Raw genomic sequence first — 22,575 nt, 5'->3', positions numbered from 1 at the left:
CAGATTTGTGTCTAGTGGATAACTAACTCTTGTTGCCAAAGCATAAACACCTCCAAAGTTGTCCCCCATATCTTACGACATGGAGGCATTCTCATGAAGGTGTTTTAATTTGTCTCACTCTATGGGGTCAGTCCCCATATAACTCTGTCACTACTGCTTTTTTATGTTCTACATATTCCTTCAACCTTTCCAAGCCGTAATAACAACGCTGCCCATCAATTTGGAGAAGCTGGTCATAAGGCGCTCATTTGTCATCATCATGGCAACGGCATCAGGCTTCGAGAATAATTCATGATCGACTAACCTTAAAGGGTCGTTATCGCTCGCCTGTTGTTTCAGCTGTGAGAATGGAGTCGCGGAGTACTTATGAAACTTTGATGTGCTGAGCAGCTTCAGCCATCCCGGAACGGTTCGCAGATGCTGCAGTCCGTAAAACGATTGTAGCTTTTTCTTTTGTGCCGCCGTTAATTTTTTGGCAAATGCCAGCTCGCGATCGTATAGGACACCCGTTGGCTTCAGCACTCGCCAATATTCGTTGAGAGCGGAGCTGCCTTGCGTAAAAGCCGTTACCGATTCCGTAAAGACGGCATCAAACGTCTCGTCTGGAAAAGGCAGGGATGCGGCATCCGCCTGCATGATCCGGATAGGAAGTCCGTTTAACCTCGCGCGGTGCGTCGCTTTTTGAATCATATCCTCGTTTCGGTCTATAGCGGTTACGTTTAGGCCCAAACTGGCTAAATAACACGCCGTCCGGCCAGTTCCGCAGCCAGATTCCAGCACTGCTGCGCCGCGCGGAAAGTCTATTTGTCCGATTAATTCCTTCGTCGCTTGGAAACCTCCCGGATGCGCGCTTCCTTCGCCGAGCCTGGCCAATAAGGTAGGGTAATCCAATGCCTTCTCACCTCTTCCGATATTGTATGCATAACTTCCGCTATGGATCTCGTTATTTTTTTCAAATAGAAGACAATCGTACAAACCATCTAGCAGCTATTTTCATAGTCTAAGATATATAAGCTTCAGGTTAGGAGGAATAAGTATATGCAGGAAGTTTATTCGGTTTCCCAAAAGACGGTTTATCCGCATATCGGACGGAGGGTTAGCGCGCTCACTTACGATGGAAGGCATATTATCGGAACGATAAAAGGAGTAAAGAACGGTCAGTTAATGCTAGAAGACGTTACGTTTGACAAAATGGCCGTTACTGTATCTTCTGCTAGAAGCGGCAAGCATTCCAAGAAACAAACACGCTCCAAGCATAAAGCTAGAATATCCAACTATTATGACAGCTACGGTGGAGGCTATGACGGTTACGGCGGCGGTTATGGCGGCGGCTACGGTGGGGGTTGCGGCGGATTTGGCGGCGGTTGCTTCTTTTTCCCGTTTGCCATCATCGCATCGCTTTTCATTTTGCCATTCTTCTGTATTTGATCCGCGTTAACACGATTTGAATTTGCGAAATGAGGTATTAAGATGGCATCCAGGAAAGCTCCTAGAAAAAGAGAGCCAGTGGGAAGCATTCATGCAGTCAAAAAAGCGAAACGTTTGGTCGGGCAGCCCGTTTATGTGTTATTAAATGACGGCAGCTGTTATATTGGAACGGTTCAAGCCATTCAGGACCATCAGCTCATTCTTGGTGAATCCCGAAACTGTGGGAGAGTGAATCTTACCGATCGTTCCAAATCGCCGGAAGTTCAAATTTCAGGAATCCTGGATACTTTGATAGGCGGTATCGGAACTCTCAATTCTTTTGGTTCAATGGCATCGGGCTTATTCAAGCCGATGTTATCGGGACCGTCCGGGTTTAACGGAGTAGGGGCTTTATCGACGCAAGTAAATCCGTTAGGCCAGCCGGCACAGGCGGCAGCGGCAGGCGGAGGCCAGTCAAACGGCTTTTTCGGATCTTTCAAGCAAATGATGCCCACTATCCAAATGGGTCTTAATGTGGTCAAACAGATTATGCCTCTAATCGGAATGTTCAAAATCTAATGGAGTTCATAATTACAGCCGCGGATGTTCAGATCGAAATTTCATAAATGATAGAGAGAGCCAGGCCAAAGCCGGGGCATCCAAAATGGATGTTCCGGCTTTGTTTTTTTACATTGTTGCCTCTTGCTGACTGATAACTATATTAGTGATACATTAGGTAGGACAAGCTAGAAATCCAGTAAAATCAACGGTTTCGGGCACTATTATCAAATTCTGCAACAAGCGAAAAATCTTGTGGATATACAATGAACGGCGAAGTTAGCTATGGTTAGCCCAGGACGAACGACAGTCCAAACCAAATATCGTTAGGGGGATCCTCATCTATGCCATCGCAGAAGAGAAAGTCAGTCCTTGCATTATCGTTAGCGCTTACCCTTAGTTTAGGCGCGTTATCGGCATGCTCCGGCAATAACAATGGGGGCAATGCAAATTCGGAAGCAAGCAGCACAACAAACAGCCAAACGAACAATGCAAGCAAGACAGAGCCGTCGCCACCCGCTGATGCTAAACCGGTCGATATCTCCATGTGGGCAGAGCTGAACGGCAATGCCGCGGCAGTCGTCAGCAATCTAAATGAAGTTGCGGCCGTGAAGGAGTGGGGCAAACGCACGAACGTTAACTTTACCTTTAATCATCCTGCTGCAGGCAGCAATGACGCATTTGGGGTGATGCTGGCATCGGGTGATCTTCCGGATGTCATCTTTCAGAACTGGAACTGGATCCCGGGCGGCTTGCCTAAAATGTTCACGGACGGCAGCGTCATCAAACTGAACGATTTGATCGACCAATACGCTCCGAACCTGAAGAAAATGCTCGACGATAATCCGGAGGTTGCGAAACAGCTGAAGGCGGATAACGGCGATATTTATGCGATTCCGCATCTTAGAGCCGGGGAGCACGGCAAATACAAAACATTCAGCGGTCTCATTATCCGTCAAGACTGGTTGGATGAACTGCACCTCCAGAAACCCGAAACAATTGCGGAATGGGAAAATGTCTTGAAAACGTTCAAGGAGAAAAAAGGCGTAACTCCTTATACGCTCAGCAAGGATCAAATCGTTGGCTATAACGATTTCCTTGGAGCATACGGTCTGAACATTGATTTTTACGTAGATAACGGCAAGGTGAAATACGGTTCGATTGAGCCTGCTTTCAAAGATTACCTGTCGACCTTCAAGAAATGGTATGACGAAGGTTTGATCGATCATGATTTTGCCACCAATGACAGCAAGACAAAAGACGCGATTATTACAAGCGGCAAAGCCGGCGCGTTTTTCGGGTACATCGGCAGCAGCATCGGCGTATATACGCCAGCTCTTCAGCAAACAGAACCTAACGCCAAACTCGAAGCGGTACAATTCCCTGTCCTAAACAAAGGCGACGAGCCCTCCTTCGTTCCTCGCAGCTGGGAGTGGGATGGATTTGGAGCGGCGATCTCCACCTCGGACAAAAATCCGGTCGAGACGATCAAAGCGCTTGATTACCTGTACAGCCCGGAAGGGCAGTTGCTGAAAAACTTCGGTATCGAAGGCGAGACGTACAACATGGTTAACGGCGAGCCGGTTTATACCGATCTGATCTTGAAGAACCCTGACGGTCTTCCTATTGCGCAAGCTATGGCGAAATATTTCGTGGCCAACTATTCGTTTATCGGCCCGGATGACGACCGCTTTAACGATCAGTTCTATCAACTGGACTCGCAGAAAGACGCCGTTAAGACGTTCTCCCAATATGCGGATAATGCGATGAAAGTGCTCATGCCGCCGGTTAGCCTTACGCCTGAAGAGTCGGATGAAGTTGCGAAAATCATGAATGACGTAACGACGTACCGGAATGAAATGACGATTAAGATTGCGCTTGGCGCAGAACCTATCGATGCTTTCGACAAGATGGTCGATCAGCTGAAGAAGATGAATATCGAGAAAGTCATTGCCATTCAACAAGCTGCGCTGGATCGTTACAATTCCCGTTAAGATTCGAGAGAAGAAAGGGGAGGTTCACTCCCCTTTCTTCTTACCACTAGAGGAGCGGCGCCGTCATGATGATTAGAAGATTGAAGGATGACCTTGTAAAAAACAAAGCCATATACATCATGCTTCTACCTGTTGTTGCGTACTACATCATTTTCAAATATGCTCCGATGTCGGGAGCCGTTATAGCATTCAAGGATTTCAGTCCGGGCAAAGGAATCTGGCATAGTCCATGGGTCGGCTTGGACAATTTCAAAGATTTTTTCGAGAGCTATTATTTCTGGCGCATTATTCGCAATACCTTATTGATCAGCTTTTATGATCTCGTGTTCGGGTTTCCCGCGCCGATTATCCTCGCTTTGCTTATTAACGAAGTTCGACTTGCAACGTTTAAGCGATTCGTCCAGACCGTATCGTATTTACCCCACTTTATCTCAACCGTAGTCATTTGCGGATTTATCGTCGAGTTTACGAGTACCGGCGGTATTATCAATTCGATCATCTCCTTTTTCGGCGGAACGCGATCGGCGCTCCTCGGAGATGCAGGCAACTTCCGGACGATTTATGTCAGTTCGCAGATCTGGCAGGAGATCGGTTGGTCATCGATTATTTATTTGGCCGCGCTAAGCGGCATTAATCCCGAGTTGTACGAGGCTGCGAAGATTGACGGCGCAGGGCGCTGGAAACAGACCCTTAACGTGACGCTTCCGGGTATCACATCCATAATTGTGATTTTGCTGATTCTCAAAACAGGATCATTGCTCGATGTTGGATTCGAGAAAATCATATTGCTTTATAGTCCGATGACTTATGAAACGGCGGATGTCATCTCTTCCTTTGTCTACCGAATGGGAATCGGGGCTAATGATTACAGCTTTACGACAGCGGTGGGTCTATTCCAATCGATCATCAATTTCGTGCTCTTGTTCAGCGCCAATTCCTTATCCAGGCGTCTGTCCGGGAACAAGATCTGGTAAGGGGGAGCGTAGATGAGATTAAGCTTGCCGGAACGCGCTTTCTCTGTCTTCAACGGGTTACTGCTCATGCTGCTTGCAGTCGGCACGTTATATCCGTTCTATCATGTGCTCATGGCTTCTTTCAGCGATTCGAAGCAGCTGATTGCCCACTCGGGCGTGCTGCTCAGACCGCTGGGGTTCCAATTGGATGCGTATCAAGCCGTTCTCGATAATCCTAATATTCTGAACGGATACCGCAATACGATCGTCATTGTCGTGACGGGGACGTTAATCAACCTGATCATGACGACGGTTGCGGCTTATGCGTTATCGAGAACCTTCATGCTCAAAAATACGCTGCTCATGATGATCGTCTTTACGATGTTTTTCAGCGGCGGTCTTATTCCAAACTTTTTATTGGTCAATAACTTTCTGCATATGGGCGGTACCTACTGGGCGCTGATCCTGCCATCGGCCATCAACAGCTGGAATCTCATCGTGATGATTACGTCGATGCGCAGCATTCCCGAGAGTTTAATCGAATCGGCCAGAATGGACGGGGCGGGAGAGTTCAGAGTATTGCTTCGGATCGTAGTTCCTCTATCCATGCCGGTGATTTCCGTTATGCTTCTCTATTATGGGGTTGCGCATTGGAATTCGTGGTTCCAAGCTTTGCTTTATTTGAGAGACCGCGAGACGTTCCCGCTGCAGCTTATTTTGCGAGAAATTCTGATCTTCAAGAACACGGAATCGATGTCGATTGGAGCGGGGGTTGGCGATCAGGAGGCGATTGGGGAAAGTATCCGTTATGCTACGATCATGGTGGCAACGCTGCCGATTTTGCTCGTTTATCCGTTCCTGCAGAAATATTTCGTGAAAGGCGTTATGGTTGGCGCAATAAAAGAATAAATATTGGCGCATCCATAGCACCGTGATAGAATGATAGCATTCATCGAAAATTGTATAATTATGGGATAGGGGGAGTGGAGATGTCCAAACGCAGCCGGATTTTTCTAGTCTGGTTTATGTCGTATTTATTTGTCCTCTCCATTCCTATTCTATTTTTTGCGGGCTTCCAAATTCAGAACCGCAATATGCTTATGGCAGAGGTCAGAAAGTCGAACGATGCCATGCTGACGCAAGTTCAGCAAAATATCGACTATCAGTTGAAGGATATTCGAAGATTAAGTTCACAGCTTCTGAACGATCCCCGGATGTCCTATTTCATTCAAAATATGGAGTACGAAAGTGCTCGCTGGAGACTGACGGCCGTCGATTTGATCGCCAGCTTTGCCGGATACAAAAGCGCAAACAGCATCATCTCGAATTTCTACGTTTATGAGTCGGATTACAAGCTGGGGCTGACGACTACGACGTTAAATAAAGGCGACATGATCTATGATAATTTCCACCGTAAATCAGGCATTTCTAAGGCCGGGTGGGAAGCTTGGATGGCTTCTCACGACGATGGCAGCTTCATGAATCTAGCTCAGTCAGATTCAATCGGCACAATGCTGGCGTATTCCCAGTCGATCCAGATTCCGAATGTGCCAAGAGACAGCGTAAAGCTGATCGTCTTTCTGAATAATGAGCGGATGCTGCAAGTGATTGAGAACGTGAAGCTGAATAATGAGAGTATCGTGCTTGTGATGGGACCGGACGGAAAAGTGATCATGTCTACCAATTCGGATAACGGACTGTCGCAAGCGATTGCCGCTAAGTTTAGGCCTGGGGATTTCGGAACCTCGCAGACGATCCGCTGGAACGATTCGAAGCTGATGGTATCCAGTCTGAATTCGGAGGAAACGGGCTGGACGTATTTTACGGCTGTGCCTAAACGGATCTATGATGCGCAGGTTACGAAGCTTCAGTTATTAATTGTCCTTTATCTTGTGCTCTGTATCGGCATCGGCGGCGCCTTGGCTTATTGGATGACGAGAAAAAACTACCGGCCGATCGAGAGCATGGTTGATTTCGTATCGAATAAAGTGAAATACAATTTGAAGAGTGCCGGCAACGAATTTGCTTTGCTGCAAGCTTTTATGGCCGACAGCGTTACGAGGCACGACGAGAACGAGAAAAGGCTGCTGGCGCATCATAAAGAAATGAGAGCGAACTTCCTTGGAAGGCTCCTAAGAGGGAAATTGGCCGAAAATCCGTCGGTGCTGCAAATGCTCGAAACATACGGCATCCGGTTCGATGCGGACAACTTTGCCGTTATGCTCGTGCAAATCGAGGATTACAACGAGCTGTTCCGTTCCGGCGTGAAGATGGATGTGGCTGAACGGGAGCACTTCGTTCATATGATCGTGACCAATATTATCGAAGAGACGGTTCAAGGAGAGGGTCATCTCGTCTACTCCATCGCGCTTGATAATGACATTGCTTTCCTGATCAATATTAGGGGCGAGGCGGATGAAGCCCGTACGAGATTGGCGCAAGCGGCCAGTGATACCATGGCGTTTATCCAGAGCAAATTTTTGCTTCGGTTCACGATGTCTTTCAGCGATGTTCGTATGTATTGGGATGGCATATCAACCGCCTATCGGGATGCGGTTGAAGCGGTGGAATACAAATTCATACTTGGTCAGAATCAATTCATTCCTTATGACCGGGTGAGTAAGCCCAAGGAAGAGCTGGATTATCCGCTTGAAGTGGAACGCCAGCTCATTAATCATGTCGTCACGGGAAGTTATGAGGAAGCAGCGGTAGTCGTACGCAATATTATGCTTCGCAATATTGAGGGCGGCACATTGTCCATCCAGCTCGGCAAATGTCTCATGTTCGAGATGATTGGTACGATGCTGAAGGCGGTCGAACAGATCAATATGAATTCGAAAGCGGATATCGTGGAGAAGATGGATTTGTTCCGCACGCTCGTAAGATGCGAGACGTTCGCAGAGATGGAAGCGGAAATGCTTCTCTTCCTGAAGTCCGTTTGCGATTATATGCAGAAGCGGAAGAAGAGCCATAACAGCGATATGCGCGATGAGATTAAGAGTTATGTGCTTCAACATCTGCATGACCCGAACCTGAGTCTCACGATGATATCGGCGGAATTCGATATTAGCTCTTCTTATTTATCGCGTTTCTTCAAAGAGCAATTTGGCGGCAATCTGCTTGATTTCATCCAGAGAGAACGGATTGAACTGGCCAAGAAGTGGCTGCGGGAAGAGGATCAGCCCATTCACGAGATTATCGAGAGAGCCGGCTTTACGAACCTTAATACGTTTACGCGCGTGTTCAAGAGACATGAGAGCATGACGCCGGGACAATACAAAGCATTGTTCTTGAATAACACAGCCAACTAGCATGCAAAAGAAACGGATGGCATCGCGCCATCCGTTTCTTTTTACTATCGACTATAGCGTAATAATCGGGCCTTCGTTTTCGAATGGGTAATCGATGACGATCCGTCCGACCTCGGTATCGCCGATCCCGCTGTACAGGTCGACGTTGCCGTCTGCCCGCATGACGATGCCCGAAGTAAAAGCGCAATCCGTTAGGTCCGGTTTCTTGGCAGGGCCATCCGGATAACAGGAGCGGGTACCGATTATTTTCAAATCCTCGAACTGATTAGTTGCCGGGTCCAGAACAAAGGACATGTTCATATAAGTCAAAGTAGGCTCGTCTTTCTCATCCACCGTCTTGTAGCAAATATGGCCGATGACCCCAACCTTACCGTTTTCGAGCAAGTAGGCTTGGTTGCAGCCGCCCCATTCGCCCTTCTGGAACAGACCGGCAATATGCGGAGCATTCTCGATGACCTCCGATGACAGTTCGTCCAGACTGTTGATGACGGTGAAGCCGATCAACGATTCGCTGCCGTACAGTCTGCGCACTTCTTCGTTTCGGGGTCTAGAGAATACGCCTATTTTGCCATTCGCCATCTGGACAAGACGGATATCCTTCATATAGTCCGGGCCTGTCGTAAAGTAGAGCAGATCGTTCAGATCATCGCCTTTGTAGAAGTAACCGTAGTACGTATCCAACTTTCCTTGATTAAACCTTACATGCGTGCCGCCCAGTACAACTTGCTGCCCAATGATACTGACATAAGGATCTTCCAGCTGGTAAATCATTGTGTCTTGCACAAGCGTCCACTGATCGTGACCCGTTTGCTCGAACAAGCGTACCCAAGATCTTGCCCATTCTTGACGTTTCTCTACGCGGCCGTACATATAACGTTTGCCGTTCCACTCGAACGGGATGGACGGATTATATACGTCGAAGCCTTCGACGCCGCGGAAATCAACTTTGGCACTCTCGTAAATGCGTTTTGTAGCTTCGAATTGCAGACGTTGCTCTTGTAAATTCATCTTATTCCGAGTCTCCCTTCAGTCGGCTATCTATCCTATAGCTGTTATGTTAAAGAGAACAGACAAGAAAATCTTGTTTAAATTTCAAATAAATGATGGTATTTTGACATTGACGATGTTTAATATAACAAGGAGGAACCTCCTCATGATGAAGCTTCTGGCGGAAGACGGCATTGATCCGGATATTCAAGCGCACTACCGGCTGATCACTTCAATTAAGGATACGATCGGCATGCATACGCATGATTTCTTTGAACTGTTTCTCATCTTGAAGGGCAGCGTCGCACATATTATTAACGGCCGCCGCCAGTTGCTGCAAGAGAATACGCTTGTGTTCATACGGGACCGCGACGTCCATTATTACGAACAGTTGAGCGAAGGGGACTGCCAGTTTATTAATTTGTCGTTCTATAGAGAAGCTCTTGATGATTTAATCGCTTTTCTAGGTGATGGATTCCCCCGTTCAAGGCTGTTCGAGCCAGAGATGCCGCCTACGATTCTATTAACCAAGACGGAGAAGGAATATGTCCGTTACCGTCTGGACCAGCTTCAGTTCATCCCCCTCGAGCAGAAGCTCGTTCTAAAGGCAGAGGTCAGAGCTTTATTGACCGACTTGTTTTCCCGTTATATTAAGGGGGCGGAGGAGCCGGGAAATGAGTTGGCCCAGCCGGAGTGGCTGCTTGCGCTTTGCGGCGAAGCTAAGAAGAAGGAGCATTTTACAAGGGGAGCGTCTGCGCTCGTCGAATTATCGGGCAAGTCGCATGCTTATTTATGCAGAATGTTCAAGCAATATAAGGGGACATCGCCTACCAAGTTCATCAACGGACTGCGATTATCGTATGCGGAAAATCTGCTCCTTAACACGGATATGGAAATCATGGAGATCAGCATGGAGATTGGATTGGACAACCTGAGTTATTTCTATGAGTTGTTCAAAAGAAAACATAACCTGACTCCTTACCGTTTCCGTCAATGCGGCAGGGTAAATACGCCTTAAATCAGTTGATTTGCGGCCATAGGTCAAAAAGTGAAGAGTAGATTATCAAAAATCGATGTCTCGTAAAAAGTTGTACATTTACAGGCTGATGAACTTTCTGTAGCTTAAACGTGTAAGCCCTTACATTCGGGTTATTGAGTGGAAAGGAGATCTAAGTCTCAAATTTTGCACCATAGCAGAAATCTCAAATTTACGCGTTTAGAGGAGGAAATCATGGTGAAGCTTTTTAAGCTGGCAATCGTTTTCGCTTTATTATTGAGCATCATGCCATTAGCTGTTGGGGTTCAGCCGGCAGCAGCTGCAGATGAACTTGACGGTTTGCGGGACAAATGGAAGACGATGATTACAGGGGGAACTTCGTTCAGCACGACAGATACCGATATTGCTTACCGAATTACTAGAATCAATACAGCAGCTGACAATGCCGTTGCGGCGTTCAAGACGGGTACTGACCGAACGGCATGTAATTGTTTGTTTAACGGCGTCGACTTCAAGAAATCGACTTCCAGTACGGCTTGGGATAGTTCAGGCGAAGTGACGCTTGCTTTCTCCAAGCTGAGAGAGATGGCGCTTGCTTATTCTACGGTGGGCTCAACCTATTACAATGATGCTGCCTTGCTAACGAAGATAAAGGATGGCGTAGCCTGGATGATTCAGAACGTGTACGTCGTCAATAACACGAACCAGTTCGATAATTGGTGGGAATGGGAGATTGGGGCGCCGCTTCAATTAGAAGATGTTCTTATAATGACGTATTCGAGCTATACAGCAGCAGAAATTGCCGCATACGTTGCGGCTATTGATTCCTATTCCTCGGATCCAACTCTTATGATTCAGAATACAACGGTATGAATCGATTAATGCAGAGAATATGAAGGGTTGGTACTTGAGCCATGGCCAGACCTATCTCTACAACAACGACCAGACCTATTACAATCAGGATTATTGGTCAACGATTGACTTCTATCATCTACCGGGCACAACGGTGAATACGAGACTTCGAAATAACTATCAAGCTCAGAGCACGGCTTCATCAAAAAGCTGGGCAGGCGGCTCCTCCATCAACGGTTATGTAACGGCTGGCATGGAGTTGGCCGACCCGACAAGCGCTTTGACCGGCAAGAAGTCGTATTTCCTCTTTGATAACGAGCTTGTTGCGCTTGGCGCTGGGATTACGGATACCGCAACGGTTGACGCGAATAACGGGAACGCCCCGGTCTACGTCCATACGACAGTGGATGATAGAAAGCTCAATAGTACAGGTGACAACACCTTCACCGTGAACGGAACCGTCCAATCCGCTTCGCTTGCGCAAGGTGTACAATCCCTTACCGGCGTCAATTGGGCTCATCTGGCCGGCAACACGGCTTCCGGCTCCGATCTAGGTTATTACTTCCCAGGTGCAACATCGCTGAAGACGGAAAGACTGGCGAGAACAGGCAGCTGGTCTCTCATTACCGCAGGCGGCTCCACAACAGCCGTCACCAAAAACTACTTAAATATGTATTTTGATCATGGAACGGCTCCCACGAATGCTTCTTATTCATACGTATTGCTGCCGAACCGTACTGCCAGCCAAACTTCCGCCTATGCAAGCAATCCGGATATTACGGTGCTCCGAAATGATGCTTCAGCGCAGGCGGTCAAGGAAAAAAGCGTGAGCACCGTTGGAGCGAACTTCTGGACGGATGCGCTGACCACAATCAATGTAGACGGCTCAGCTTATCTGTCGAGCGACAAGAAAGCTTCCATTATGATCAAGGATTGGGGAACTTCGCTAGATATTAGCGCATCGGATCCAACGCAATCCAATACGGGGGTCATTAACTTTGAAATCCAAAGAAGCGCCTCGGGCGTTGCCTTTAATGATGCCAACGTTACCGTCATTCAAACAAGCCCAACCATCAAGTTCTCTGTGAATGTGAATGGCAAGAAGGGCGCGGCCGCAAGAGTCAAATTTAATCTTGCCGCGACACCAACAACAACCCGTTACGAGGCGGAATCGGCAGCTTTAACCGGCGTAACCGTCGCCACTTCCAAGGCTGGCTATTCGGGAACGGGACATGTTTTGGCCAGCTCATTTGAAGCTACTGGCGACAAAATCGTCTTCTCGGTTAATGCACCAGCCGCAGGCACCTATCAGCTTAAGGTACGTTATGCGGACGAAGTAGATAAGGCACAATATTTGAAAGTGAATGGCGTATCGTTAAGCAATCTTTCTCTGCCGAGTTCATCCGGCAGCTGGATGGATGCAAATTACGGAGGGATTACTCTAAACGCCGGCAGCAATACGATTGAGATCAGCAAATTCTACGGCTGGAGCGATATCGATTATATTGAGATCAGCCAATAAACAAGTTCAAGAAACCACTCTATGGATAGGGTGGTTTCTTTCTGGTCATCTGGATTTGACTGGTTGCTTGAATAGACGCTATAATTTCATTATTGTGCAAAAATTTTCCTAAAGATTGGAGGGGCTTGTATCAAACTCAAAGAAATTGCAAAAAAAGCAAATGTTTCGATCAGTACGGTTTCCAGAATTATCAATAACCAAGGCAATTTCAGCGAGGAGACTCGCCGAAAGGTGCTGGATATCGCCAATGAGCATTTAAAGCCGGGGATCGCCCCCTCCAAGCAGGCAGGCATCGCCTACAATATTGCGATCATTGTCCCGGGCAATAATGACTTTTTCGACAATGACCCGTCTACCTCGGCGGACTTGAATCACTTGAAAGATGAATTTGAAGCTTATGGCCATCAGATTCATATCGTGAAGCATTATACGGATTCGCAGACCTCTCCGGCCTATAAACTGCTGGGCGAGGATCATGTGGACGCAGCTATTATTTTCGACCCCTTTGCAGGCGACCAAATGTTCGAAGAATTGAATCGACTCGGCATTCCGTACGTGTATACGAATGGAAGAACCTATAAGACCGGCCAGAACTATATTGACTACGATAATCGCAAAGGCGCTTACGAGGTTATTAAATATTTGCATGGGCTTGGTCATCGGAAGATCGGAATGATCGCGGGGCCTAACAATCACCTGGTCAACTTAAACCGGTTGGACGGATGCAAAGACGCCTTCCGCGATTTGGACCTGTCATGGTCCGACGCCAATGTTATCATGGGGGCATTTGATCCCGCGCATGGTTATGAAGCCGTGAAGCAATTGATGAAGGAACAGCCGACCGTAACGGCGATCTTCGCCTTTAACGATATTATTGCTTATGGCGCTATGAAAGCTTTGGCGGAGATGAATCTCCGTATTCCGAAGGACGTATCCTTGGTTGGTTTTGATGATCTGAAGCTATCGGAGTTTATGGTTCCGCCGCTCACGACCGTACGAAGATTCAGATACGATATCAGCTCCATCATCGTCAAAGTACTGACGGAATTAATTACGAACCGCAATATTTCAGAGGTGTACATTAGCCTGAAGACCGAAATCATAGAGCGGGAATCGTGCTCGAAGGTGTCGGATAAACGGTAAACGGCGCGCCAACGAATGGATTTAGAAGCCGTACAACAGATCTAAGAGGATCTGTTGTACGGCTTTTTTGTTTTTCTATAACTTCATCGTTGACGAAGTAAATGCTGGTAGAATATACTAAGAGCGCAAAATAGTTGCGCAACTTATTTGCACAGATACGCTGGGAGGGATGATTGATGAGCAACACTCGTTCAGGATCACTTATGAAAGCGTTTACGGTTTTATTGTCTTTTGTTTTATTGACGGGAGGTTCATTGGCTTTGCCGTTTCAAGAGAAAGCATCAGCAGCGGTAGGTTCCATCACGGTTAACTTAACGGAAACGCCGGAGGCTTTTAAAAATCCATTAAAAGGATTCCGGCCAACCAGGTTCATGAATGACACCAGCTTCTCCAATCAGGAGTATGCGATCGTGTATAAGCAATACATCAAATACACCGATTTGGAAAATGCGGCCTCCGACTCCGTTCAGAAAATCAAGGACTGGAGCAATGCCAACTGGGCCGGGATTGAAAGCCAGAACAAAAAGGTGATCCCTCGCGTGTTTATCGTGTACCCGAACGGCGGGGAATATTGGCCGCAAGGCGTTCCTCACGGCGACGTGGCGACGCAGTGGACATCTGATACGCTAAAAAACCGTTTGACCGCTTTTATCCAGAAGCTTGGACAAGCCTGGGACAACGATCCGAGAGTCGCTTACGTCGAGCTCGGACTGTGGGGGAACTGGGGAGAGCATCATATTTGGCCGGATAAGCTAGCCGATGGGACCGACCGGATGCCGCTCGCTTTCCAGACCGCGTTAGGCGACGCGGCTACGCAGGCTTTTCAGAACAAGAAGGTCCAAGTGCGGTATCCCGATACCTTCACCAATTATAACTTCGGTTTCTTATGGGACTCCTTCGCATTGATTGATGATCTGTCGGGCGGGGAAGGGATTGTTGCGCGTAACGTATGGAGAACGCAAGTGAATGGCGGCGAGGTTGCTTATGATTGGGGACAAAAGCAAATTCAGCCGGGCGATTCGCCGGATGATACGTTAAGCGATCCAAACCACCGGAACTACGTCATCGATTGGATCAAAAAAACGCATACAACAAGTCTCGGATGGATCGATCTGTACGATGCGGGCAATTCCGCCGTGTCGCAAGGCGCCGCATTGATGCAGAAGGAATTCGGCTATCAATTCGTGATCAACCAAGCTACATATTCCGGCAACGTGTCGCCTGGCGGAGCGATGAATGTATCTTTCTCCGTTGTGAATAAAGGGTCGGCTCCGTTTTATTATAACTGGCCGGTGGAAGCAAGCCTGCTGAGAAGCGATCGTTCGGTTGCTTGGAAAGGCATATTCAACGGAGTAGACATTAGGAACTGGATGCCAGGCGACGATTGGAACAGCTCGACGCGCCAATATAATCAGGCGCCTGCCGTTCAGCAAGTAACCGGCGCGTTTACGATTCCATCCAATATGCCGGCAGGAACGTACACGCTGGCTCTATCCATTCTTGATCCTTACGGCTACAAGCCAAGCGCAAGATTCGCTAATACGAACTATTACTCAGGCGGCCGAACGCCGCTTGGCAAAGTGGGAATCGGCATGGACCCGGCTGACCAGAACATCGGGCCTTTTGATCTGCTGAAGCCGGACAATACGTTATCTTATAGCTTGACTCAAACGGCGTATGATGGCGGGTACAGCGGCGGAGGAAGCACGGATGCGCAGGCGCCAAGCGTGCCGGGGAATGTGGCGGTAAGCGGAACAACCGCGAATAGCGTTAGCCTGACCTGGTCGGCTTCGACCGACAACGTAGGCGTAACGGGTTATGATGTGTATCGCGGGGGGACGCTGGCGGGCTCCGCGACCGGAACAAGCTTTACGGATACGGGCTTAAGTCCAAGCACGAATTACAGCTACACCGTCAGGGCAAAGGACGGAGCGGGGAACGTATCGGGCGCAAGCAGTTCGGTTAATGCGACCACGAACGCTTCCGGCGGAGGCGGAACAACGACAACTTATGAAGCGGAAGCTTCAGCCAATACGCGGACTGGAGCGGCTGTTATTTCTGCTTGCAGCACTTGTTCAGGCGGCTCCAAAGTAGGGTATGTCGGCAACAACGACGGTACTTTGCAATTCAACGGAGTAAACGCGTCGGCGGCGGGGACATATACGATGACCGTCTCTTATCTTAGCGGCGAGGCTCGTTCCGCCCAAGTGCGGGTTAACGGCGGATCTCCCGTTACGCTAAGCCTGCCAAGCACGGGAAGCTGGACGACGGTTGGCACCGTGCAGACGCAAGTGCAGCTGAATGCTGGCAATAACACGATCCATTTCTCGAACCCGTCAGGATGGGCACCGGACTTTGACCGCATTCAGATCAGCGGCGGAGGAGGAAGCAGCGGTGATACGCAGGCGCCAACAGCACCGTCGAATGTGAGCGTATCCGGTAAATCCGCCAGTACCGTCAGCTTAACCTGGAGCGCTTCGACGGATAATGTCGGCGTTACCCAATATGTGATCTACCGAAACGGGAATCAAGCCGGCACCTCAACGGCCACCAGCTTTACGGATAGCGGATTAAGTGCCAGCACGGCCTACTCGTATACGGTAAAAGCAAAGGATGCGGCGGGCAATCTGTCGGCGGCTAGCGCAGCGGCTAACGTCACGACAAACGCCGCAGGAGGAACAACCGCCTTGCTTCTCGACAACTTCGACAACTCGCCAAGCTGGCCGGGAAGCAATGACCTTGGCAAGTGGGCGGGCGCTAACAGCTTCGTCAATAATGCGGGCGTTATTGATTCCGGGGCATTGAAGCTGGAGTATAACAATAACGGCTGGTTAGGCACGGATATTACTCAGAACATCGGCAGCTACTCGAAGATGATCATTCGCATCAAAGGCGCAAACGGCGGCGAGCAGAGCCATATGCAGCTTACGATCGGCGGAGTGACGAAGACGCTGGGGAATTTCAGCGGGGACACCGTAACAACAAGCTATAAGGATCTCCAAATTGATTTGGCGGCCAATGGCGTAGACCGCAGCAGCCCAGGACAATTAACGATGACATTCTGGCATGGGGGCAACAGCACGGTCTGGATTGACGAGATTCGTTTTGAATAACGAAGCGGTTCGCTCGCTAGAACGGATCCATCAGTAAATTTATAATAGGTGAAGGGCAGACGGAGCATTAAATGATTCTGGAGAAGCGAAGCTCATGCTTACGAGGTAGCTTTCTTTCAGAAAGCTTTGAAGCGTTCGCTTTTGCTCAGGGATTCCCTACCTCTAAAAATATTAATTCAAGGAATCCCTGAGCAATGGCGATCGGAAGAACATTTAATGCGCAGGCTGCTGTTTAACCTAGTTAAAAAGAGGTGCCCATCGTCATTTTCATGACTTATGGGACACCTCTTTTTGTGTTGGCTCAAGCTTGTGAGTCATGTTGGGTTGCATACAGTCACTTTCTCATACAGCGGCGTTGCTTGGCGAGGCCGGTGCAAGCGACTCGCGGAATTGCTTCATCTCGACAACGGCGCCGCCATTCAGCCTGGAACTCTCGGCGGCAAAAGCCATCAAATGGCTTTCCAGCGAGGCTTGCGCCGAGGTTAAAGTGCCGGAATAGCGTTCATGCCGGAGGTCGGACACGAATTGCCTCATAATCCCGTCGTCTCCTCCTTGATGACCGCTTTGGTTATTTGGAATTTGAATGACAGACTGGGTGCCGGTTGAAAATTCGAAAAGTTCGATACGCCCGTTTAACAAATCGCCGCGAATCTCTCCTTTGGTACCCATGATTTGAACGATCCGGTTAATATCGCGCGTAAACCCGCTCATGCTGAACATCACGGTAACGCCATTCTCGAATTCCATATTGACCGTTTGATGATCCACGACATTATTGTCCGTCCGATAAACGCATTTGCCATAAGGACCGGACAGGATGGCGTTCATTCGGTTAGTTTCGGTAGGAGGATCGGCTATAAGAGCCGCAAACGGATTGGATTTAAGGTCTTGCATATAGAACCGCAAGGCCGAGTACGGACAGGAGGATTCAACTTCGCAGCCATCCGTGCACCGGTCGGTCGAACCGGCTGGCGCATTCTCAATCCGGAAGTGGCCAAGCGATCCAAAGGAGCTGACCTTCGAGCAATCCGCATCAACAAGCCAGCGAATGAGGTCCATGTCGTGACAGGATTTGGCCAATATCATCGGGCTGGAAAGCTCGTCGTTCCGCCAATTGCCCCGGACAAAGCTATGGGCATAATGGAGGTAACCGACGTTTTCGTTATGCTGAATGGACATGATCTCTCCAATCGAACCTTCGCTAACGAGCCGTTTCATCGTTTGCCAGAACGGGGTGTATCTCGACACGTGGCAGATCGATAACAGGCGACCTTCTTCACGGGCGACTTTCTCCATCTCCACGCATTCGCTCGGACTACTCGACATCGGCTTCTCGAGCAACACATGATACCCTTTGCGGAGAGCGGCGATCGTAGGTTCGTAATGCATCTGGTCTTGCGTGCAGATCAGAAGGGCATCGCAAAGCTTTGGCTGACTCAGCAGCTCCTCCCAAGTGGAGTAGAGCTGTTCGGCACCTAGGTTAAAAGCTTCCTCAAACCGCTGTCTTCGCTCCTCGTTTGGTTCGGCAACGGCAACGATCTCTACCTCTCGCGGAAATCGCTGCACATAAGGCATATACGCTAAGAACCCGCGCGCTCCTGCTCCTATTACGGCTAATTTGATTGTTTTCATAGGATGATCTCCTCGCAATAACGATTTATAATTTCCGATACCATGGCAAGCGGGACAGCGGTGCTTCGACTTCTAGCCGGACAGGTCCTTCGACGATGCTCTCGTCATCGCCGAGCCAGCGGCCTTCAGGGAACTGGATGACCCGGCTCCGCTGACCTTTGGTAATGACCGGGGCTACGAGAATGGAGTCGCCTACCAGGAATTGATCTTTAACCATATGATAACCTTGCTGCGGATAGACGAACTCCATGCTGCGCATGATGGGAAGTCCAGACTCGGCAGCTTCGCTCGCCAATTCGGAGATCAGAGGACCTAACTTCGTCCGGATCCGTACGGCGTCCATGCACCAGGATAATTCTTCGCCATTCAGAACGCGCCAAGGCGCCATGGAGAATTGCATGGCTGGGAATAAGGCCGAACATTGCACCGAACGGACGAACAGCTCGGAATCGAAATGAAAATCCGGCGAGTTGATGTCTCCATCGAGCCCCCCGCCAATCATATCGGGACAATTATAGGCATAACCCATCAGCCCTTGGGCGATCGCGTTCGGAATTAATCCGCCAAGTCCGCCCGCATCCCACGCATGCGCTTTATCGCGCTGCCGCTGAATGAGCGCTTGGCCGCCAAGCTTCCAGCTCATGCGCAATTCGCTAAGGGAGTAACCGATCCCGAGCTCGGCATAAGACTGGCAATCTTCCATCTGGAGCAGGGGGCGCGACCACGCAACCTCTTGCGTTACGTCATTGTGCAGGGAAGGCAGAATAGGCTCGCCCGCGTCAAGCTTGAAGCCGTCCACGCCATAATCTTGGGTCAGCCTGTCCAGCTGCTGCTTGAACCAGGCAGCTCCATCCGTGCTGGTATAATCAACAACCGCACTGTACCCATTCCACCATCTCCGCAGGATAGGCGTTCCGTCCGCATCCTTCATTAAGTAGCCTTTGCGCTGCAATTGCCGGAACGTGATGCTGTCCGGGCTTACATACGGGCATACCCACAGCATGATTTTGAACCCTAACTCGTGCAGAGACGCAATCATCCCAGCGGGATCGGGGAAGCGATGCTTCTCAAAGTCCCAGGTTCCATAATCCTGCATCCAGTTATCGTCAATGATTAACACGCCGGGAGGCATGCCGTTCTCGATAATTGATTTAGCATAATGAAGAAGTTTCTCCTGCGTTGGTTCATAGAACATCTCTACCCATGTGCAGTATTGCGGAGCCGTAAAGGCCAGCTTGTCAGGCGTATCGCCGGAAGGCGGGAAGTGCTTGCTGCTTGCATGGAGGTAAGCGCCTTGAAGGTTGACATGACCTTCTTCAATGTCGAGCTTCTGCTCGTGGTCGATCTTGAGGTAGCCTTCATGATCAAAGTTGAAAGAAAACGGCTCCTCGCACCAAATATATCTTCCCCGGCTAGAAAGCAATAAGGGGGCAGCTTGATTATCATCCGTCATTCGTATATCGCGCGAATGCGTTCCTTCGCCAAACGGCATCAGATGTCCTTCGTTTATAACGCCTCCCCACCAGAACTCGCCAGGCTCTCTTTGCAGTACCGTAATCGTCATCGCAGACACTCCCAATCGGTTTAATGAAATTATTTGCGCAATTATTTATTATTATGGAGCGTTCTAGAATTGAATGCAAACTTTTTTTCACCTTAACATTTAGGCATGAAATCTTAAAAAAGTGGCATTTAAAGCGGGTATAGTTATCGTTTAAACTAATCCATGTAAAGAGGCAAGAGGCGATGCAAACTTAAAGTTTGCGCAAAAAATTTTGCCTAAACAATTTATTAGGGGGATGTCAAATGGTGAGAAGAAACAAATTTTCATTCCTGTTAGTGGCTGTCATGATGATTTTATCCTTAATCACCGCCGCATGCGGCAACAACTCGAACAACGCGCCAAACAACAAACCGGAGAACAGCGCGAGCAACAATGCAGGTGCCGGGGAAGCAACGGAAGCGCCGAAGAAAGACGTAACGATTACTTATGCAATCTGGGATAAAATCCAGCAGCCGGCTATGGAAGCGATCGCGAAAGAGTTCACGGCACAAAATCCTAACATTAAAGTGAAGGTCGAAGTTATCCCTTGGGGAGATTACTGGACAAAAATGTCGGCTGCCGCTCCTGCGGGAACTTTGCCTGACGTGTTCTGGATGCACGGCGGCCAATTCGTTACTTACGCATCGGGTAAATTCCTTGAGCCAATCACAAGCAAAGTAGAAGCCGGTGAGATTAATCTTAATGATTATGCCGCGAATCTGGCTTCCATCTATACGCTGAACGGCGAGAACTACGGTATTCCCAAAGATTTCGACACGATTGGCCTAGCTTATAACAAAGAGCTGTTCGATCAAGCGGGAATCGCTTATCCGGACGACACTTGGACTTATGCGAAGCTGGCCGAGGTTGCTAAGCAACTGAGCCAACCTGACAAAGGCATCTATGGATTTGGCGCAAAGATGGACACGCAAACCGGCTATTGGAACGATATCCTCGCTAACGGCGGCAAAATCATTACCGATGACATGAGCAAGTCGGGCTACGATGATCCGGCTTCGATCGAAGCTTTGCAAGCCCGTTATCAAATGACGGTTGACGGCGCTTCTCCTACGCATCAACAAATGACGGATATGGAAGCAACGGAGATGTTCAAGTCCGGCAAATTGGCGATGATCTTCGACGGTTCGTGGCGGATCAGCGATATTGACAGCAGCGACATTATCAAAGGCAAATGGGATTGGGCGAAATTGCCGATGGGCAAAGCAAAAAGAGCCAATATCATTAACGGTCTGGGCAACGTAATGTCCGCAAGCGGCAAGAACAAGGAAGAAGCTTGGCTGTTCCTGAAATTCCTCGGATCGCAGAAAGCGGCGGAAATTACGGCGCAAATGGGCGCGGCTATTCCGGCATTCAACGGAACGCAGGATGCATGGCTGGCATCGAGACCAAACCTGAATCTGAAAGTATTCACCGAGCAAGTAGCGGACGCAACGCCTTATCCAAGCGGTTCGACGGCGTACTCCGTATGGTTCGCGAAAGAGCCTGAGATCATGTCGCAGGTATGGGGCGGAGCGATTTCCGTAGAAGAAGGCGCGAAGAAAGTTGCCGAGATGATGAATCAAGCAATTGCCGACTCGAAATAAGCATCGAACAACAATATAAATCATTCAGGAGACGTTCCTTGGAATAGGAACGTCTCTCATGAATAGGGAGTGGTGAGATTGCATTCCAGAAGCAGATATGTGTGGGCCTATTTCATGATTGCGCCAACTCTCATCGGCACAATGGTTTTCTGGGGTTGGCCGGTTATCCAATCGATCCTGCTGGGATTCCAGCATTCTTCAAATTTCGGAACCGTCAATACTTGGGTTGGATTAGATAATTACGCGAAGTTATTCCGCGATGAAGAGTTTTGGCAGAATCTGCGCAACACCTTGTTATATGTGGTTATGTTTGTGCCCATTACCCTCGTGCTCTCTACCTTGTTTGCCGTCCTGCTGAATACGAAAATCAAAGGGGTTTCCCTTTACCGCGTTATCTTTTTCCTGCCGCAAGTGACGATGCCTGCCGCGGCGGCCATGGTATGGGTGGTCTTGTTCGCTCAGGATTTTGGGCTTGTCAATCACTTGCTTGGCACGCGCATCGCTTGGTTGTCTAATGGGAATTATGCCATGCTTGTACTCGTTATCGTTGGCGTGTGGGGCGCAATCGGCATGAATATGCTGCTCATTCTCGCGGGGTTGCAAGGGATTCCGAAGTCGCTGTATGAAGCATCGGATATCGACGGCGCCAAGCGATTTAACAAGTTCCGGTATATTACCATTCCGATGCTGACGCCAACGCTCTTTTTCACAAGCATCATTCTATTTATTGGAGCTACGCAAATCTTCGACTCTATCTATTTGATTATTGGGAAGACGAATGTCGCGCTTCCGTCGGTTCGCTCGCTTGTGTACGCCTATTACCAAAACAGCTTCATTTATAATGATCGCAATTACGGCGCTGCCATTATCAACATATTGCTAGTCATTAACCTTGCGCTTACCGGCATTCAATTTGCATTCCAGAAAAAATGGGTTCACTACGAATAGGAAAGGGGGAG

General features: G+C 48.9%; 17 protein-coding genes. 13 read left to right on the top strand and 4 right to left on the bottom strand.

Annotated features, from left to right (window positions below):
* Window positions 1–180: 180 nt before the first annotated feature.
* Entirely contained in the window at window positions 181–891 is a 711-nt protein-coding gene (locus tag QQK89_RS27555) for a class I SAM-dependent methyltransferase (RefSeq protein WP_284241978.1), read from the bottom strand.
* Window positions 892–1,038: 147 nt separating this feature from the next.
* Between QQK89_RS27555 and QQK89_RS27550 the strand changes: the two genes are divergently transcribed.
* From QQK89_RS27550 to QQK89_RS27525, 6 genes are all read left to right on the top strand, one after another.
* Complete coding sequence (locus QQK89_RS27550; RefSeq protein WP_284241977.1) at window positions 1,039–1,428, top strand: hypothetical protein; 390 nt, start codon at window positions 1,039–1,041, stop codon at window positions 1,426–1,428.
* A 42-nt stretch (window positions 1,429–1,470) separates the two neighbouring features.
* Entirely contained in the window at window positions 1,471–1,986 is a 516-nt protein-coding gene (locus tag QQK89_RS27545; protein ID WP_284241976.1) for a hypothetical protein, read from the top strand.
* 323 nt (window positions 1,987–2,309) lie between these two features.
* Entirely contained in the window at window positions 2,310–3,959 is a 1,650-nt protein-coding gene (locus QQK89_RS27540) for an extracellular solute-binding protein (RefSeq protein ID WP_284241975.1), read from the top strand.
* A gap of 65 nt (window positions 3,960–4,024) precedes the next feature.
* On the top strand, window positions 4,025–4,933 hold the full coding sequence (locus QQK89_RS27535) for an ABC transporter permease (RefSeq protein ID WP_284241974.1): 909 nt from the start codon (window positions 4,025–4,027) through the stop codon (window positions 4,931–4,933).
* Between the two features lie 12 nt (window positions 4,934–4,945).
* Window positions 4,946–5,821, top strand: coding sequence for a carbohydrate ABC transporter permease (locus tag QQK89_RS27530; RefSeq protein WP_284241973.1), 876 nt, complete (start codon window positions 4,946–4,948; stop codon window positions 5,819–5,821).
* 80 nt (window positions 5,822–5,901) lie between these two features.
* A complete protein-coding gene (locus QQK89_RS27525; protein ID WP_284241972.1) occupies window positions 5,902–8,223 on the top strand; it encodes a helix-turn-helix transcriptional regulator in 2,322 nt (773 codons plus the stop codon).
* Between the two features lie 51 nt (window positions 8,224–8,274).
* Here the strand turns inward: QQK89_RS27525 and QQK89_RS27520 are convergent, their stop codons facing one another.
* Entirely contained in the window at window positions 8,275–9,231 is a 957-nt protein-coding gene (locus QQK89_RS27520; protein ID WP_284241971.1) for an MTP-1 family protein, read from the bottom strand.
* A 145-nt stretch (window positions 9,232–9,376) separates the two neighbouring features.
* Here QQK89_RS27520 and QQK89_RS27515 point away from each other — a divergent pair, with 145 nt between their 5' ends.
* The 5 genes from QQK89_RS27515 to QQK89_RS27495 all read left to right on the top strand — a co-directional run bounded on the left by QQK89_RS27515 (window position 9,377) and on the right by QQK89_RS27495 (window position 16,837).
* The gene (locus tag QQK89_RS27515; protein WP_284241970.1) at window positions 9,377–10,228 is read left to right on the top strand and encodes a helix-turn-helix transcriptional regulator; all 852 of its coding nucleotides are present in this window, start codon (window positions 9,377–9,379) and stop codon (window positions 10,226–10,228) included.
* A 213-nt stretch (window positions 10,229–10,441) separates the two neighbouring features.
* Entirely contained in the window at window positions 10,442–11,080 is a 639-nt protein-coding gene (locus tag QQK89_RS27510; RefSeq protein WP_284241969.1) for a hypothetical protein, read from the top strand.
* 34 nt (window positions 11,081–11,114) lie between these two features.
* The gene (locus QQK89_RS27505; RefSeq protein WP_284241968.1) at window positions 11,115–12,581 is read left to right on the top strand and encodes a polysaccharide lyase family 8 super-sandwich domain-containing protein; all 1,467 of its coding nucleotides are present in this window, start codon (window positions 11,115–11,117) and stop codon (window positions 12,579–12,581) included.
* Between the two features lie 102 nt (window positions 12,582–12,683).
* Window positions 12,684–13,724, top strand: a complete 1,041-nt coding sequence (locus tag QQK89_RS27500; RefSeq protein ID WP_349816755.1) for a LacI family DNA-binding transcriptional regulator — start codon at window positions 12,684–12,686, stop codon at window positions 13,722–13,724.
* Window positions 13,725–13,900: 176 nt separating this feature from the next.
* On the top strand, window positions 13,901–16,837 hold the full coding sequence (locus QQK89_RS27495) for a fibronectin type III domain-containing protein (RefSeq protein ID WP_284241967.1): 2,937 nt from the start codon (window positions 13,901–13,903) through the stop codon (window positions 16,835–16,837).
* A 342-nt stretch (window positions 16,838–17,179) separates the two neighbouring features.
* Here QQK89_RS27495 and QQK89_RS27490 read toward each other — a convergent pair whose 3' ends face one another.
* Both QQK89_RS27490 and QQK89_RS27485 read right to left on the bottom strand, forming a co-directional pair.
* Window positions 17,180–18,469, bottom strand: a complete 1,290-nt coding sequence (locus tag QQK89_RS27490; RefSeq protein ID WP_284241966.1) for a Gfo/Idh/MocA family protein — start codon at window positions 18,467–18,469, stop codon at window positions 17,180–17,182.
* A gap of 25 nt (window positions 18,470–18,494) precedes the next feature.
* Window positions 18,495–20,033 (bottom strand): glycoside hydrolase family 31 protein, encoded by a 1,539-nt coding sequence (locus tag QQK89_RS27485; RefSeq protein ID WP_284241965.1) that lies wholly within the window; start codon window positions 20,031–20,033, stop codon window positions 18,495–18,497.
* 242 nt (window positions 20,034–20,275) lie between these two features.
* Here QQK89_RS27485 and QQK89_RS27480 point away from each other — a divergent pair, with 242 nt between their 5' ends.
* Both QQK89_RS27480 and QQK89_RS27475 read left to right on the top strand, forming a co-directional pair.
* The gene (locus QQK89_RS27480) at window positions 20,276–21,616 is read left to right on the top strand and encodes an ABC transporter substrate-binding protein (protein ID WP_284241964.1); all 1,341 of its coding nucleotides are present in this window, start codon (window positions 20,276–20,278) and stop codon (window positions 21,614–21,616) included.
* A gap of 78 nt (window positions 21,617–21,694) precedes the next feature.
* On the top strand, window positions 21,695–22,564 hold the full coding sequence (locus tag QQK89_RS27475; RefSeq protein WP_284241963.1) for a carbohydrate ABC transporter permease: 870 nt from the start codon (window positions 21,695–21,697) through the stop codon (window positions 22,562–22,564).
* Window positions 22,565–22,575 lie beyond the last annotated feature (11 nt).

Source organism: Paenibacillus glycanilyticus (assembly GCF_030161375.1).
In the GTDB taxonomy this organism is placed as follows: Bacteria; Bacillota; Bacilli; order Paenibacillales; family Paenibacillaceae; genus Pristimantibacillus; species Pristimantibacillus glycanilyticus_B.
The sequence above is the reverse complement of the archived record's forward strand: the minus strand, read 5'-3'. Positions and strand labels throughout refer to the sequence as shown.

What these genes read in the sequence shown, in the direction of transcription:
- QQK89_RS27550 (WP_284241977.1), top strand. Translation starts at nt 1,039, where the DNA reads ATGCAGGAAGTTTATTCGGTTTCCCAAAAGACGGTTTATCCGCATATC.
- QQK89_RS27545 (WP_284241976.1), top strand. Translation starts at nt 1,471, where the DNA reads ATGGCATCCAGGAAAGCTCCTAGAAAAAGAGAGCCAGTGGGAAGCATT.
- QQK89_RS27540 (WP_284241975.1), top strand. Translation starts at nt 2,310, where the DNA reads ATGCCATCGCAGAAGAGAAAGTCAGTCCTTGCATTATCGTTAGCGCTT.
- QQK89_RS27535 (WP_284241974.1), top strand. Translation starts at nt 4,025, where the DNA reads ATGATGATTAGAAGATTGAAGGATGACCTTGTAAAAAACAAAGCCATA.
- QQK89_RS27530 (WP_284241973.1), top strand. Translation starts at nt 4,946, where the DNA reads ATGAGATTAAGCTTGCCGGAACGCGCTTTCTCTGTCTTCAACGGGTTA.
- QQK89_RS27525 (WP_284241972.1), top strand. Translation starts at nt 5,902, where the DNA reads ATGTCCAAACGCAGCCGGATTTTTCTAGTCTGGTTTATGTCGTATTTA.
- QQK89_RS27520 (WP_284241971.1), bottom strand. Translation starts at nt 9,231, where the DNA reads ATGAATTTACAAGAGCAACGTCTGCAATTCGAAGCTACAAAACGCATT.
- QQK89_RS27515 (WP_284241970.1), top strand. Translation starts at nt 9,377, where the DNA reads ATGATGAAGCTTCTGGCGGAAGACGGCATTGATCCGGATATTCAAGCG.
- QQK89_RS27510 (WP_284241969.1), top strand. Translation starts at nt 10,442, where the DNA reads ATGGTGAAGCTTTTTAAGCTGGCAATCGTTTTCGCTTTATTATTGAGC.
- QQK89_RS27495 (WP_284241967.1), top strand. Translation starts at nt 13,901, where the DNA reads ATGAGCAACACTCGTTCAGGATCACTTATGAAAGCGTTTACGGTTTTA.
- QQK89_RS27490 (WP_284241966.1), bottom strand. Translation starts at nt 18,469, where the DNA reads ATGAAAACAATCAAATTAGCCGTAATAGGAGCAGGAGCGCGCGGGTTC.
- QQK89_RS27485 (WP_284241965.1), bottom strand. Translation starts at nt 20,033, where the DNA reads ATGACGATTACGGTACTGCAAAGAGAGCCTGGCGAGTTCTGGTGGGGA.
- QQK89_RS27480 (WP_284241964.1), top strand. Translation starts at nt 20,276, where the DNA reads ATGGTGAGAAGAAACAAATTTTCATTCCTGTTAGTGGCTGTCATGATG.